Annotated in this window: 13 protein-coding genes and 1 rRNA gene; 2 read left to right on the plus strand and 12 right to left on the minus strand. The window is 25.6% G+C overall.

The genetic code is table 11. From position 1 onward, the window contains the following. Positions 1-254 precede the first annotated feature (254 nt). The 5 genes from thrS to rfaE2 all read right to left on the minus strand — a co-directional run bounded on the left by thrS (position 255) and on the right by rfaE2 (position 7,413). A complete protein-coding gene (thrS, locus tag Q7K47_10125) occupies positions 255-2,168 on the minus strand; it encodes a threonine--tRNA ligase (protein ID MDP0507546.1) in 1,914 nt (637 codons plus the stop codon). A gap of 15 nt (positions 2,169-2,183) precedes the next feature. Further along, positions 2,184-5,675, minus strand: a complete 3,492-nt coding sequence (locus tag Q7K47_10130; protein ID MDP0507547.1) for a hypothetical protein — start codon at positions 5,673-5,675, stop codon at positions 2,184-2,186. Between the two features lie 107 nt (positions 5,676-5,782). Continuing rightward, positions 5,783-6,472 (minus strand): tRNA (adenosine(37)-N6)-threonylcarbamoyltransferase complex dimerization subunit type 1 TsaB, encoded by a 690-nt coding sequence (gene tsaB, locus Q7K47_10135; GenBank protein MDP0507548.1) that lies wholly within the window; start codon positions 6,470-6,472, stop codon positions 5,783-5,785. After that, the gene (tsaE, locus tag Q7K47_10140; protein MDP0507549.1) at positions 6,453-6,917 is read right to left on the minus strand and encodes a tRNA (adenosine(37)-N6)-threonylcarbamoyltransferase complex ATPase subunit type 1 TsaE; all 465 of its coding nucleotides are present in this window, start codon (positions 6,915-6,917) and stop codon (positions 6,453-6,455) included. The genes tsaB and tsaE overlap by 20 nt, the downstream gene beginning before the upstream one ends. A gap of 34 nt (positions 6,918-6,951) precedes the next feature. Further along, a complete protein-coding gene (gene rfaE2, locus Q7K47_10145) occupies positions 6,952-7,413 on the minus strand; it encodes a D-glycero-beta-D-manno-heptose 1-phosphate adenylyltransferase (protein ID MDP0507550.1) in 462 nt (153 codons plus the stop codon). A 253-nt stretch (positions 7,414-7,666) separates the two neighbouring features. On the opposite strand from rfaE2, the gene Q7K47_10150 reads away from it, so the two are divergent. Beyond that, a complete protein-coding gene (locus Q7K47_10150; protein ID MDP0507551.1) occupies positions 7,667-8,455 on the plus strand; it encodes a hypothetical protein in 789 nt (262 codons plus the stop codon). A gap of 33 nt (positions 8,456-8,488) precedes the next feature. Here Q7K47_10150 and upp read toward each other — a convergent pair whose 3' ends face one another. After that, positions 8,489-9,115 carry a uracil phosphoribosyltransferase gene (upp, locus tag Q7K47_10155; protein MDP0507552.1) on the minus strand — a complete coding sequence of 209 codons (627 nt, stop codon included), beginning with the start codon at positions 9,113-9,115 and terminating at the stop codon, positions 8,489-8,491. A gap of 71 nt (positions 9,116-9,186) precedes the next feature. Next, a complete protein-coding gene (gene rpmE / locus Q7K47_10160; protein MDP0507553.1) occupies positions 9,187-9,396 on the minus strand; it encodes a 50S ribosomal protein L31 in 210 nt (69 codons plus the stop codon). A 165-nt stretch (positions 9,397-9,561) separates the two neighbouring features. Between rpmE and Q7K47_10165 the strand changes: the two genes are divergently transcribed. Next, positions 9,562-10,170 (plus strand): ribonuclease H family protein, encoded by a 609-nt coding sequence (locus Q7K47_10165; protein MDP0507554.1) that lies wholly within the window; start codon positions 9,562-9,564, stop codon positions 10,168-10,170. A gap of 714 nt (positions 10,171-10,884) precedes the next feature. On the opposite strand, the gene Q7K47_10170 is transcribed toward Q7K47_10165, so the two are convergent. The 5 genes from Q7K47_10170 to rrf form a co-directional block, all read right to left on the minus strand. Beyond that, positions 10,885-11,460, minus strand: a complete 576-nt coding sequence (locus Q7K47_10170; protein MDP0507555.1) for a YigZ family protein — start codon at positions 11,458-11,460, stop codon at positions 10,885-10,887. Further along, entirely contained in the window at positions 11,460-12,803 is a 1,344-nt protein-coding gene (locus Q7K47_10175) for a ComEC/Rec2 family competence protein (protein MDP0507556.1), read from the minus strand. The genes Q7K47_10170 and Q7K47_10175 overlap by 1 nt, the downstream gene beginning before the upstream one ends. An 18-nt stretch (positions 12,804-12,821) precedes the next feature. Further along, positions 12,822-14,123 carry an MFS transporter gene (locus Q7K47_10180; GenBank protein MDP0507557.1) on the minus strand — a complete coding sequence of 434 codons (1,302 nt, stop codon included), beginning with the start codon at positions 14,121-14,123 and terminating at the stop codon, positions 12,822-12,824. Position 14,124: 1 nt separating this feature from the next. Next, positions 14,125-15,303, minus strand: coding sequence for a nucleotidyltransferase (locus Q7K47_10185; protein MDP0507558.1), 1,179 nt, complete (start codon positions 15,301-15,303; stop codon positions 14,125-14,127). Between the two features lie 111 nt (positions 15,304-15,414). Further along, positions 15,415-15,530: ribosomal RNA gene (rrf, locus tag Q7K47_10190) — 5S ribosomal RNA — on the minus strand.

The raw sequence follows: 15,530 nt of genomic DNA on the forward strand, positions 1-15,530 counted from the left end.
AAGTCAGACGTCTATTTAACATCATTATATATTAGAATACTAATATACTTTGTAGACTATTCAATTTACATGTACATAAAAGAATTTATAATATACATTAAAGATTTGGGAAAATTAAAATAATCTACCTATTAAATATAAGGCTGACATATTATTAAATTTTATTCTAATTCTCCTTGTCCTTATATTCAACATATTAATTCTCCTCTTAGTTTTTTGATAATAATATCATTTTTTTTCTTTTTTGTAAATAATTATTTTTCAATTTTTAATTTAGCTTCTTCAACAGCGTAGTTTAAGAACTCATTAAGTTCCATAGAATTTTGTTCTTTTTCACCAAATTTTCTAATATTTACTGTTTTACCTTCAGCTTCTGATTTTCCTATAATAATTTGCATAGGTACTTTATATTTTCCATTAGCTTCTCTTATTTTATATCCAATAGATTCTGCTCTGTCATCTAGCTCAACTCTTATATCTCTTTTTGCTAACTCAGCCATAACTTCTTTGGCATAAGGTACTACTTCATCATTTAAAGTTAATATTTTTACTTGAGTTGGTGCTAACCACATAGGGAATGCTCCTGCATAATGTTCTATTAATATTCCCATAAATCTTTCCATTGATCCGTAAATAACTCTATGAATCATTACTGGTCTATGTTTTTCCCCATCTTCACCAATATAATTCATATCAAATCTTTCTGGTAAATTAAAGTCAAGTTGGATAGTTCCACATTGCCAAGTTCTTCCAATTGCATCTTTAATTTTAAAGTCAAGTTTAGGACCATAGAATGCTCCGTCTCCTGCATTTACTTCATATTTTCTTCCCATTTTCTTTAAAGCACCTTCTAAAGCTGCTTCTGCTCTATCCCAAATTTCTTGAGATCCTATTGCTTTTTCAGGTTTAGTTGATAATTCTATTTCATAATTAAATCCAAAAATTCCTTTATAGAATTTATCGATTAATTCAGTTACTCCTATAATTTCATCTTCAATTTGATCTGGAGTCATATAAATATGAGCATCATCTTGAGTGAAAGCTCTAACTCTCATAAGTCCGTGTAATGCTCCTGAAAATTCATGTCTATGAACATGTCCTAATTCTCCAACTCTTTCTGGTAAATCTTTATAAGAATGTATTTTATTTTTATAAACTAAAACTCCACCTGGACAGTTCATTGGTTTTATTGCAAAATCTGTCTCATCTATAGAAGTTGTATACATATTTTCTTTATAATTGAACCAGTGTCCTGAAGTTTCCCATAATTCTCTATTTAACATTGTTGGAGTTTGAACTTCAACATATCCTGCTTTTTTATGTTCTCTTCTCCATAAATCAATTAAAGTATTTTTTAAACACATACCTTTAGGCATGAATATAGGGAACCCTGGTCCATATTCACTTACAAAGAATAATTCTAATTCTTTTCCTAATTTTCTATGATCTCTTTTTTCTGCTTCTTCTAAGAATTTTAAATAATCTTTTAATCTTTCTTTATTTCCAAAAGCTAATCCATAAATTCTTTGAAGCATTTTATTATTAGAGTTTCCTCTCCAGTAAGCTCCTGCAACTGATTTTAATTTAAATGCTTTTATATAAGAAGTAGATGGCACATGTGGTCCTCTACATAAATCCATAAATTTACCTTGTTTGTAGAAAGAAAGCATTTCTCCCTTAGCTATTTCTTTGATTATTTCAACTTTATATTCTTCACCTAGTTCTTCAAAATGTTTAATAGCATCATCTCTAGACATTTCAATTCTTTCAATTTTAACATCTTCCTTAGCTATTTTTTTCATTTCCGCTTCTATTTTTTCTAAATCTTCAGGAGTAAATTGCTCTTCAGAATCAAAATCATAATAGAATCCATTTTCTATTGCTGGTCCTATTGCAACTTTTGTTCCAGGGAATAATCTTATTACAGCTTGAGCCATCATATGAGCCGCTGAATGTCTAATTACTTTTTCTCCCTCTTCATCGTTTATAGTTATAAATTCAACCTTTGCATCATGATCTAAAACATAAGACATGTCTTTCATTTCTCCATCAATCTTTGCTGCAACTGATTTTTTAACAAGAGAGTTACTAATTGATTTAGCAACTACAAACATGTTTTGTGCTCCTTCAAATTCTTTTATACTTCCGTCCATTAATTCTACTTTCATAATTCATCTCCTATATTATTCATCAATTTTTATTCCACTAAATAAGCTTAAGTCAGGAGAAACATTTTTATTACTACCTCCATTTCCTCCAATACCAAATATTGTATTGTCAGGGAATGTAAGAAGTGTAAATTGTAATGCTGTTTTCCATTCATAGTCATGAGTTGATGTACTGTAATCTCTTATATAAGCTATTGACCACTCATAATATCCCATTTCTTTTCCTATTTTGATTCCTGCTTCATCTAAGAAACTTTCTCTTGAATCAATTTCATCATAAAATTGAATATATGTTTTTAAATTCCATCCTTCACTTGGTTTTCCTAAAGCTGTATGGAAACTAAGTTCATGTTCTTTTTCTGATGTCTTCCATCCTGTTTTATTTGCAGGGTCATAATAATTAGCTTTTTCTGAATAAGTATAACCAAATCCTGTTCTATTTCTAGAATAAAAAGCTCCTATTTTAAATTCTTTTAAAGAATCTAAATAATCACTTGTCTCATCATATCTATCCTTACTTCTTTCTAAAGATAAATTTAAACTTAAAGCTTGTTTTAAATTCCCATTATAATTAACTCTATTATCAATAGATCTTCCCAAATCAAAGGAAGTCCCATCTCTTCTATCTATAATTTCTTTTATTTTCATTAAATCAGAAGAAGTTATATCATTTTCTTTTTTCCCAAATTCTTTACTTGCATATTCTCTTAAGTCTGAATCAGAAACTCTTTTATCTTTAAAACTATAATTTAAGCTTATTACATCTGTATTATATTGAGTGTTATAATCTGATTCCCCAGCCTTTATATAATTTTCTCTATAATCTTCATATGTAACCTTATAAGAGTATTCTACTTCTTTTCCCTTTATATATGCTACTGAATAAATTTTATTATTTATATCAAGTAATTCTTTAGAATTATCTAAGTAAGCTCCATTATCTTTAGCTTCTGTATATTCAAGATTTAATTTACTATCTGTAAAGTTATAAGTATAACCATAAGTATCTGCACTCATATCTTCATCAAATAATTTAGTTTCTCCTATATCAAATAATTTTGCTTCAATATTTTCATTTTTATAATAAAATTCATTATTTCCTGCAAAGAATCTAGCTCCATAATCTTCTAAATTTAAATCATTATAATTTTCACCTTCTACATTTTTATTAACATATCTTTTATCTATGTTATAGTATGTAGTCACTGCTTTCTTCCCGTTATATAAGAAGTTTAATTCATTATTCAATGTTCTTCTATCTTTATTTCCATCTCTTGCCTTATCCTTTTCAGTATAAGCAACTTTATATTGAATATCTGTATTTCCTAGACTAAAATTGATTTTATCATTGTATTTAATCTCTTTATTTTTATTTATTAATCTTCTAACTTTATCTCCCTCATTTCCTGAGAAATCATAATCAACAAAGGAAATCTTAAATTCATTATTTAAGTTGTCATTTAAATTAATTCTATGAGTTAACCCTGTACTAAATCTATTCACTTCATCATCTGAATTCTTATATTGATCTTGTCTTACATTTCCGTAAATATCAACTTCTCCTAAGTCACCTAAAGAAACTTTATTCTTAGCTAATCCTAATTCATAGAATTTAGATTCATTTTTGTAAGTTTTTACAATATTATTTGAACCTTCTCTAGTTTCTATAGTTTCTTTAGAATTTCCTCCAGCTACAGTAAAATCAAAAATCCCTGTATAGAATGTGGTATAAACTCTATTTTCTTCTTTTTTGTTATATACAATGTTTTCAAATCTATTATACTGACTTAGTCTACTATCAGTTGAGAAAACATCTTTTCTAAGTGGATCATTTTCTAAGTCTAATTTTTTTTCGTTAAAATCATAATTATAACCTACTTTAAAAGATGTGCCCGTGGTCAGTTTATGCTCCCCAAATTCAGCTCCAAATTTTCTACTGTCATTAATTTCATATTTAGATACCGTCCATGGAGTATAATCGAAATCTAAATTATATTTATCTGTAGTTTTTAACGTGCTTAAATTAGGATTCCTTTCCCAAGCTTTTAAGCTTCTAAATTCATCCCCATTTTTTTCATCATAATTAATTGCCACTTTATTTTTTTTATCCTTAAATAAGAACCCAAAATCTTCTCTTTTAGATTGTAAATCTTCTTTATTACTTCCTGGATCAATATCTTTTAAATAATTATAGTATGAAGAGATTGTATATTTTTCATTATCTTTCTTTATTCCTAAATTTGAAAATAAATCATGATCTGTCTGAGATCCATAACTCATATCATCTACTTCATCTGAAACTATATAATGATAAGCCTTCTCATCATCTGTTAATTTCAAATTTGCATTTATGCTTATATCTTTATTTGCTCCTAATTTATTTAATTCTGTAGATAAATTATAAAAATTAGAATAACTTCCCATATCTGGAATATTTCCTAATGGTTGGCTATTATGAGCTATCCCATTTTCATCAATATAATTAAATTTTTTATTTGCATCTAAATCTTCTATAGCATCTTTTAATGCTGGATTTTCATTATAAGTGACACTTTTAACTCCAAAATTAAAATATCCCTTATCCCCTCTATAATTATGAGTGTAATCCACATCCCATCTATCATCATTACTCTCATCTTCTCTATTTAAAGAATTTAGTTCTCCATCTTTATTTTTTTTCCAAAGTAAAGCATTACTTATATTTAATCTAGATTCACCTAAATTATCAAATGTATACCAATTTTCCATTCTTCCAACCAGTAATCCCATTTCATCTGCAAATTTAGGAGCAAATCCTCCCTTAAATTTATCATCTTTACTTTCATATAATATTCCTTGAGAAATATTCCATCCATAGTCCTCTGTAGTCCCCCATACTGGGAATAATGGAACTTTAGATCCATTTCTTATATTGAATCTATACCAAGGTAATGTAAAGGGCATAATATCTTTATTTTCAACAAATAAATTTGTATCTTTTAAAGTTACTTGTTTATTTGGCTCAATAAAAATACTATCAGATTCTAAATAGTATCCTAAATCTTTATTATTTTTATCTTTGTCTGCTTTAGGATCTGTTGTCATCCAAGCTTTTTTTAATTCCACTTTTCCATCTATATAATTTGCTTTGTCACTACCAAAAAATATTCTATCGTTAGGTTTTTCAGCTCCTGTTACATTTCCAACTTCTAGCCAAGCAAAATTTTTATCAAATTTAGCTTTTTTCCCATCTAAAGAAACTTCTCCACTTGTTCCTTCTACTCTTAAATCTCCTGAAAGATTATAAGAATCCATAATGATTTTATCTTTTATAAATAATTTATTTTTTTTAACATCTCTTTTCAAATTGAAAGCTTTAATTTTATTGTTTTCAAACTTAACATCTACACCATTTTTTGAGTAGACAGAATTATCATTAAGGTCTAATTCAACTTGACTCTCTTCAGCTGCATTTATTTGTATTCCCATTATTGCTAATGCTAATATTAAGTAATATTTTTTATACATAATTCCTTGTCCCTCCAAAAAAATTTAATTAAGTCAAATATATTAAATAATTATATCATAATTTTTCTTTTTTTTACATAAAAAAAGACCTTTTTTAAGGCCTTTTTTTAATTTTTCTTTTCTCTTTCTTCTTTTTGTCTTTCTGCTTGTGTTTTACTCAAATAAAATGGTTCCATTGTATACAAGTTATCTTCTTTATTTTCTGCTAATTCTGCAACCATAGATGCTCTTGGTAAACTCAATGATTTTTTCGCAAATTTTGCATTATCTTTTACTATTTCAGATATTAATTCTTTATATTTTAAAGCTCCATCTCCTAAATAAAGAGTTTTCTTATCTTTTCTACTTTCTAAATATTCTCTAAGTTCTCCCACAGCATATTCTTCTAATCTTTCTAAAGATCCATCCTTGTATTTATATAAGCAATGATAAGCTCTTTCTTTTCTTGCATCTATTAATGCACAAATATCTACATCATTTTCTGTAGACATTCCTGCGATTACATCAAGTTCATTAATCCCTGCTATTTTAAAATTCCCAGAAGAAGCAATTCCCTTAGCTGCTGCAACTCCAATTCTTATACCTGTAAATGATCCTGGTCCTATACTAACTGCTAATTTATCTATATCTTTAATTTTTACACCTGTTATCTTTAATAAATTATCTAATTGGACCATTATATTTTCAGAGTGAGTTTTTTTTATATTTATTGTCATTTCTCCTATTAATCCAGTTTCTGTAGAATATAATCCTACACTTCCTATATTTGTTGATGTATCAATCCCCAAAATTAACATACGATAACATCTCCTTTTCTTTTTTTTCGTTTCCTATATACTTTATTTCAACTTGTCTTGAATCTTCATCATTGTATTCAAAATTTATTTCAATATACTCTTTTGGTAATTCACTTTCAATAATATTGGCCCATTCTATCATTAAGACACCTTCACTATTTAAATAATCCTCATATCCTACTTCATATATTTCTTCTGCTTCAGAAAGTCTATAAACATCAAAATGGTAAAGAGGCAACCTCCCTGAAAAATATTCTAAAACATAATTGAAAGTTGGACTTTTTAAATTTTCTGAAACTCCTAAAGCTTTAGCAAATTTTTGTGTAAAAGTTGTTTTTCCAGTTCCTAAATCTCCAATTAAAGCTACAACATCTCCTTTACCCACAAATCTTGAAAGATTACTTGCCAATAAATCTATTTCTTTAAAACTCATTATTTTTTTCATAACATAACCCTTCCTTTTATAAATTTAAAAATAATTATTTTTTTATCTTGTTAACTATATTAGTTGTAGATTTTCCTTCAACAAAAGATAAGATTCTAACTTCTCCTCCATAACTTTCTACTATTTTGGTTTCTGGTAAATCATCCTTAGTATAATCTCCACCCTTTACATGAATAGAGGGTTTTAATTCTTCAATTAATTTTTCTGGAGTATCTTCCTTAAAAATAACTGCATAATCAACAGACTTTAAACCACATAACATTTCTGCCCTATCTGCTTCTCCATTTATAGGTCTATCTTCCCCTTTTAATCTTTTTACTGAACTATCTGAATTTACTCCAACAATTAATATATCTCCTTGTCTTTTAGCTTCTGCTAAATATCTTAAATGTCCTACGTGTAAAATATCGAAACATCCATTAGTAAATACAACTTTTTTATTTTGAATTTTTAATTTTTCAATCAGTTCTTTTCCAAATTTTCTATCAACTACCACAGAATTCCTCCTATAAATTTTTTATACTTCCTTATGATTTTACACTATTTTTTTATTTATATCAACTCTTGAAATCACAATATCTATTATTTCATTTTATTCTTTTATTTCTATTTTTTATAAAAATATTGCTTTTTTTTATTGTTTTTTTTAATTTTATTGATTTTTTTTAATTTTTACTTTATTTTTTAAGTATTATGAGGTAATATTATATTAATAGGTTTATTATTTTTTAGTATGGGAGGTTATTTAAATGGAAAGGTTACTAAAATTTGGCTTTAAAAAAATAGGAAAATGGAATCTTGTTGATAATGAACTCACTTTTGAAATAGACTCTTTTGCTAAAGATTCTAATATTGTATTTTCTTTTGTAGAAGGGGGAGAGGTTAAATTTATATCTTTAGCTGAAGATTCTCTAGAAAGTTTATTAATAAAATTAACTCATGATAATGATGAATACTTTATTAAATTAGTTAAATCATTAAAAGAAGAGCTTATAAATAATAACAATATTGAAATTTATGCTATGAAAAACAAAAAATTCTTTGGTTTTGTTACTAAATTTTCAAAAGAAGATATTAATAAAATGATTCAAGATTTTTCACCTTCTTGGAATGAAGAAAATTTAAAAGATAGAGTAAAGGATATGTTGAAAAAAGATAGGGTAGCAATTGAAAGATCCGAAAAAGAAAAACTTAAAAAAGAAATTAAAAATCCAGGATCAACTGCAAAAAAACCTAAAAAAGAACATCCTTCTTATATATTTGTAATTACTAAAAGTTATTATGAAAGAGGATTCTTTAATGTCAAAACAAGTCATTCTCATCTAGTTTCTGGAGATAAAGTTCCAATAAACATTATTTTAGGTCCTAAAAAAACTATTGTAGGTAGAATTAGCAGAACTGCTAATGCTACTAAAGTAGCTAGAATTATTGGAAATAAGCCATTAAGACTTTGGCTTGAAAAGAATTCAGGAATAAATAAAGAATTAAAAATTACATTTATTAATAAGAAAAAAATAAAACTTGAAGCTTTAGATTAAATAAAAAAAAGACTACTTAAAGTAGTCTTTTTTTTATTTTGTTCCAAATATTCTGTCTCCACAATCTCCTAGTCCAGGAACTATGTAACAATTTTCATCTAATTTTTCATCAATTTTAGCTGTATAAATAGGTACATCTGGGTGAACCTCTTGTACTTTTGCTATTCCTTCTGGAGCTGATATTAAACACATGAATGTTATATCTTTAACTCCTTCTTTTTTAAGATAATCTATTGCATAAATAGCTGATCCTCCTGTTGCTAACATTGGATCTACAAGTATTACTTGTCTATCTTTTATATCTACAGGAAGTTTACAATAATAGTAAACTGGTTGCATAGTTTCTTCGTTTCTATATACTCCTATGTGACCAACTTTTGCTGTAGGTATCAATGATAAGATCCCATCTACCATACCAAGACCTGCTCTTAATATTGGTACAACTGCTACTGCCTTATCTTTTAAAACATGAGCTTTTGTTTTTTGAATAGGAGTTTCAATTTCTATCTCCTCTAATTCTAAATCTTTAGTTGTTTCATAAACCATCAATTTAGCTATCTCATTTAAATTTTCTCTAAATGTTTTTGTATCACTATTTTTGTCTCTTAAGTATGTAAGTTTGTGTTCGATTAATGGGTGTTTAATTTCAACTACTGCCATAGATCTCCTCCTGAATTATATAAATTTTTTTCATAAAAAAGCAGGACACAAGTCCTGCTTTTTCCTGCATCTTATTTATTAAGATTGTATTTTTTATTGAACTTGTCAACTCTACCAGCAGTATCTAAGAACTTAGCTTTACCTGTGTAGAATGGATGACATTTTGAACATACAGCTATTTTGATATCACCTTTAGCATAAGTAGATCTAGTTTGAAACTTTTCTCCACAAGTACATTCAACATTAACGATTTTATAATCTGGATGTATTCCTTTTCTCATTTTAAACCCTCCTTCAATAATAGACTTATTAATTTCACAAGAAATTGTATCATATTTACCTTGATTTTGCAAGTTATTTGTTCCTTGTAACAATTTTTTATAAAGTTTATTTCTTTAAGTTGAATTTTAGTATTTTTCATGTATAATTATATCAAGGAGGAGTTTATGAAAAAAAAATTTTATGCTTATTTTTTAGTTGATTCTAAAGAAAGCAATATAGTAGATACTTGGGAAAAATGTAAAAATGAAACAGCTGGTAAAAAATCAAGATATAAATCTTTTAAAACATATAAAGAAGCTGAAATGTGGTTGCAATCAGGAGCCAATTATGATAAGAAAATAAAACCTGCCCCACCTATTTTAAAAGATGGGATTTATTTTGATGCTGGTACTGGTAGAGGAATTGGTGTAGAAGTTAGAGTTACATTTAAAGACGGTAAATCTGTACTAAAAAAATATTTTCCCACTTTAGAAATAAATGAATTTGGAAATTATTTAACTCGTTCTGGAAAAACAAATAACTTTGGAGAATTAGCTGGAATGTATCTTGCACTTCATATTGCAATTGAAGAAAAAATAATGAATATATTTGGAGATAGTTCTCTTGTTATTAATTATTGGTCTAAGGGACTCATTAAAAACTCTGTTTCCCCAGAAACTCAACGTCTTGCAAAAAAAGTAAAACTAAAAAGAGAAATATTTGAAAAATTAGGAGGATCCATTGAACATATTTCTGGTGATTTTAATCCTGCTGATTTAGGTTTTCATAAATAGGAGGACAGCTATGAACGAACTTATTATTTTTTCTACAGAGCACATAATTAGCATTCTAATTTATTCTCTATTTTTTATATTTTTAATTCTTATAAGCAATTTATTTTCACGAAAAATTTTTGCTTCTATACTAGGAATTAGTATTTTTATAGTTAAAATTATAGAACTTTTTATAAGATATACTATTTATTCCGAGAGTATTCATCAGTTATTACCTCTCCATTTATGTAATATTGCTTTAATTTTCGCTATAATATCAATGATTTTTAAATATAATTGTTTATTTCAATTAGTTTTTTATTTTTCTATTGGAGCTTTTTTTGCAATAATATTTCCTGAAAGTATTCCTCATTTTTATGATTTTAGAAATATCAGTTTTTTTCTAACTCATTTTTTTATTATTTTTGCAACATGGTATGAAATAATACACTTTAAATTTAGACCTAATCTAAGAGGATTAACTTTATCTTTTATATTTTTAAATATATTTGTCTTATTATCTTTTAAAGTAAATAGTCTATTTAATACTAATTTCATGTTTACTAACACTAAACCAAATATAGCTTCACCTTTAAATTATTTAGGTCCTTGGCCTTATTATATTGTAGTCAGTGAATTTATTTTTATATTTTTAGGTTACCTTTATTACCTACCTTTTAAAAGAAAAAAAATGAAATATTATTTATAAATTTAAAAAACTAAAAAAATTGGTCTCTATAATTTTATTATAGAGACCTCTCTTATTTTATTTATTTTATTAAAAAGTTCTTCACTTAAATTGACTTTATAAAAAACTTTATCATTATACCCTTTTTCTATTATATTTTCTTTATCATTTAACAACTTATCTATTTCTGAAACTTTATCATAAGAAAATTCAATTAAATATATCTCTTTTTTTACATACTCAATTATTTCAGAAGCTTGAACTGATAATTTAGCTGTTTTAGCATACGCTCTCACCAAGCCACCTGCACCTAGTTTTATTCCACCAAAATATCTAGTTGCTATAACTACTACATTATCTATTTCCATATATGTTAATATCTCTCCCATTGGTTTTCCTGAAGTGCCCTTTGGCTCTCCATCATCATCAACTTTAAAATATTCTTGTCCGTTTTCAATAACTTTATAAGCACTACAATTATGAGTTGCATCTTTATGTTTATTTTTTATCTCTTCTATATACTTTTCAGCTTCTTCTTTAGTTGTTACAGGTTTTATATAACCTATAAATTTAGACTTTCTTTCTTCAAATTCAATTTTTGTTTTTTCTTTTATTGTTTTCATTACATCCTCTCTTGATTCTTTAAATTAATTAAAAATGTATCTTTTATAAAAAAATTAATTTCTTTGTAAAAGAATATCAAAACTATAATAAAATAAATAAAAATTATATCCATTACTGTAATTTTAAAATTAATATTTATAGATAACCATGGAATTTTTCTAAGAATTATTAAAATTATATCCAATAATTTATATATTTGTTCCAAAAACCACCCACCTCCAAATTGTAACAAAAAATTTGGTAATAGCAAAGAAATAAATCCAAATAAAATAAAAAAGCTTCCTAAAAAAGTCAATACTATGTTTGGAATAAAAGCTAAAATAGCCATAGTTTTAAAAAAATAAATTGTTAATGGAATTAGCATTATTTGAAGCATTAGTAAAAAAACAAAAATATTTACTAATGCTACTCCTTTAAATTTCTTATATAATTTTATTTTTGGATAAATATTTATAATTGAAAACACAGAAATATAAGACATTAGAAAAGAAATATTAGAAAAAGAATTAGGATATAAAATTAAAGTTATAATAAAAGATAAAGCTAAAGATTTATTTATGTCTACTTTTTCATAAAAAATTATACTTGCTATATAAACGCTTCCCATAATATAGGCTCTAAATATAGAGGGACTTATTTTTATAGAAAAAACATATATTGTTAAAATTATAAATATCATTATATTTTTGATTTGTTTTTCCAATTCTAAAAATCCAAACATACAAGTTAATAATCCAATAATTATTCCAATATGTAATCCTGAAATTGCTAATAAGTGAGCTCCTCCTGAATAACGAAACATTTCTTTTATCTCTCTAGAAATAGATCTGCTTTCTCCTAAAATAACCCCTCTTAATAGATTATAGCACCCATTTGAAATATAATTTTTCACATTTTTTATTTTCATATTTAAATACTTTGTTGTTTTTGTTCCCTCTAGTTTTTCTTTTTTTAAAATTTTAACTTCTAATAAATTTTTATTTACTTTTGTTACTTGCCCTAAAATATTATATTCTCCATCTTCTATTCTTTCAAGAGAAACATACTTATTTTTAAAGTATAATTTATTATTTAAATTTATTAATTTTCCATATTCATTTATAACATTAGTTTTAAAATATATTTTATCTCCTTTATTTATAGTTGAAAAATTTATAAAAAAAATTATTCTTATTAAAAAAACAATAGGAAATATATAAAAAGAAACTTCTCTTCTTTTTAAAATTATAAAAAAAACTATTAAAAAAAATATTGTTATTTCTACTAAAAAATTTAAATCAACAAAATATAGCAAACTCTCCAATAAAAATAATTCTATTGCAACAATATATACTTTTTCCACTCAAATTACCTCTGAAAGCTAATCTTTTAACTTTTCCTCATACTTATAATAAAAAACAAAAGAGATTGCAAAGGCTACTATTGCAAATAAAGCAGTCATATATATCCCATTTTTAGTCACCATACCATTATGACTTTTGAAAACTAAAATAAATGGTAATAACAATATTGATATCATAAAAGCCATTTTCAAAAAAAATCCCTGAATACCAAAACAAATACCCTCAATTTTATTTCCAGTTTCTTCTTTTATATTATTACTAATTTCACTCAACATTGCTGGTGGAAATATAAAAGCTCCACCTGCAACAGGTATACCTATTAATGCAAATATTAAAAATCCAAAAGATCTTGGAATTAATTTATCTAAAAATAATAGCATACTTGTAAATAGAATTAATAATAGTAAGTCAAATAACATTATTTTTCTATATCCAATTTTTTTAGAAATTTTATTAGTTGGATAAAAGAAAAGAGCTGACATTCCAAACAACATAGCGGATGCTATTGTAATTTGAGTCTTCCCATATCCCATAATATCCTCTACATAATAATTCATAGTTGCTCTTAAAGTATTAAAACCAACAAAGAAAAATAGTAATCCAAACAAATAAAAAATAAAATTTTTATAGCTTAATATAATTGAAATTGTTTCTTTAAATGATATCTTTGATATTTTACCCTTTGAATATTTTTTTTCTGAAACTCCAAAAACTGTGATATATCCACCAAGAGAAGCGATTATACTTAATATTATTACCATTCCTCTTATTCCTAATAAAGTATCTCCTTTTCCAATCATTTTTATTAAAACTCCTGGTAATATCATGGCTACTGCTGTATATATTAATCTAAAAACTGATTGCCATGTTGATAAATTTAACCTTTCCTCCATTGTATTTCCTATCTCAGGAATTATTGCATTATAAGGAGCTCCAACTATAGTATAAAAAGTAAAAAATAAAGATCCTACTATAGCTAAATAAATAAAAGATAAATTATTTGATCCTACTGGCGGATAAAAAAAAGCCACTGTCATAACTCCTAAAGGTATACTCCCAAAAGCAATAAAAGGTATTCTTCTTCCCCACTTTGTATCAATTTTATCTGATAAATAACCTACTACAGGATCTGTAATCATATCCACTAATCTTGAAATTGCCAATGCTATTGAAATAAATATAGGGGGCATTATCATTTTTAATCCTGAACTTTCTGGTGGCAAATAAAAATATAATATCCATTGAGCAAATATTTGATCAACTATTGCATAGCTAACTCCCATCCCATAAAAAATCTGTGTTTTTTTATCTAGCTTCATATTATTTTTCCTCTTTCATCATTGGTATTTTCTGATCTTCATATTTATTTATCATTCTATAAATTAAACTAGCTTTTTCATTCAATTCTAAATATTTTAATTCTTCAACAGATAATTTCTTTTGAATATTTTTTAAAGAAGTTAAAATATTAACATTTTTAATTTCTTTTTTCTTAATAATATTTAAATAATCTCTTCCTTTTTTTGAAAATCCAAGAATTCTAATATAAGGTAATTTTTCTTTTAATCTTTTAGAATCTTTTTTATTTATTGATAATAAAATATGAATTAAAATTCTTTGAATTCTTCCAATTGTATAACGTTTAGTCATTATATTCTCTAAAAAAATTTTATAATTTTCTGATTTTAATGCCATTTCATACAATCTATTCTCAAAACCAATTTCAACATCTTGAATTTCATGCAAAGTTTCTTTATTAGAAATAATTGCATATCTTATTAATTTATAATATTGTGAAATATCTGCTAATTTTTTATTATTTTCATTTTCTAATAATATTTCTTTTGATTTATTGGATATAAATTTTTCTACATTTTCGTTATTTTTTAATAACTTTCTAATTCCAGTTGCACTTAAAATGTTTTCTTTAGCAACTAAAGAATTATAACCTACACCTTTTCTTTTTAAAGTTTTAGGATCTATATTTACTTTTAATAATTTTATTGCTCTTAAATATTCTATTCCTAAAATATCATTGGATTTAATTTCATATTCTTTCCCTAAAAAATTTTTTATCTCTTTATTATAAGCTGTAGGATAAGACAAACCACTCTTTAAATTTTTTTTTAAACTTTCAAGAAATTTAACATTATTTTCTAATTTTATGACTTCTTTAAGTTTATCTAAATTATCACTTTCTGAACCAAAAATTATTTTCTCTACTTTTAGTTCTTTTAAAATTTTTATTGAGCCTCTTGCAAAAATTTCAGCACTTTGAGTTGAATAAAAAACTGGTAATTCTACAACTATATCAACTCCTTCTAAAAGAGCCATTTTAGTTCTTTCCCATTTATTTATAATTGCTGGTTCTCCTCTTTGTACAAAATCTCCACTCATAACTCCTATAACTACATCTCCATGTTTTTTAGCTTCACTAAGATGTAATTTATGTCCATTATGAAAAGGATTGTATTCTACAACAATTCCAATTGTATTCATTTATCCCTCACTTTCATAAATTTTTAATTAGACTATAATAATTATTCTATATCATTTATAATAATTTTACAAGTTTTAAGAATTATATATTTTTCCAAAAAATAAAAAAAAGATTGGCAAGTTCTTATCCTCCCAGAGGGCTGCCCCCCAAGTACTTTCAGCGTTTATGAGCTTAACTTCTAGGTTCGGTATGTTACTAGGTGTACCCTCATAGCTATTCTTGCCAA

It is taken from the genome of Fusobacterium sp. JB019 (assembly GCA_030673965.1).
Lineage (GTDB): Bacteria > Fusobacteriota > Fusobacteriia > Fusobacteriales > Fusobacteriaceae > Fusobacterium_B.

Excerpts from the sequence above, each read along its gene's own strand:
- upp (MDP0507552.1), bottom strand. The coding sequence starts at position 9,115 with ATGGCAGTAGTTGAAATTAAACACCCATTAATCGAACACAAACTTACA.
- rpmE (MDP0507553.1), bottom strand. The coding sequence starts at position 9,396 with ATGAGAAAAGGAATACATCCAGATTATAAAATCGTTAATGTTGAATGT.
- Q7K47_10170 (MDP0507555.1), bottom strand. The coding sequence starts at position 11,460 with ATGAAAACAATAAAAGAAAAAACAAAAATTGAATTTGAAGAAAGAAAG.
- Q7K47_10180 (MDP0507557.1), bottom strand. The coding sequence starts at position 14,123 with ATGAAGCTAGATAAAAAAACACAGATTTTTTATGGGATGGGAGTTAGC.
- Q7K47_10185 (MDP0507558.1), bottom strand. The coding sequence starts at position 15,303 with ATGAATACAATTGGAATTGTTGTAGAATACAATCCTTTTCATAATGGA.
- Q7K47_10130 (MDP0507547.1), bottom strand. The coding sequence starts at position 5,675 with ATGTATAAAAAATATTACTTAATATTAGCATTAGCAATAATGGGAATA.
- Q7K47_10165 (MDP0507554.1), top strand. The coding sequence starts at position 9,562 with ATGAAAAAAAAATTTTATGCTTATTTTTTAGTTGATTCTAAAGAAAGC.
- Q7K47_10150 (MDP0507551.1), top strand. The coding sequence starts at position 7,667 with ATGGAAAGGTTACTAAAATTTGGCTTTAAAAAAATAGGAAAATGGAAT.
- tsaB (MDP0507548.1), bottom strand. The coding sequence starts at position 6,472 with ATGTTAATTTTGGGGATTGATACATCAACAAATATAGGAAGTGTAGGA.
- tsaE (MDP0507549.1), bottom strand. The coding sequence starts at position 6,917 with ATGAAAAAAATAATGAGTTTTAAAGAAATAGATTTATTGGCAAGTAAT.
- thrS (MDP0507546.1), bottom strand. The coding sequence starts at position 2,168 with ATGAAAGTAGAATTAATGGACGGAAGTATAAAAGAATTTGAAGGAGCA.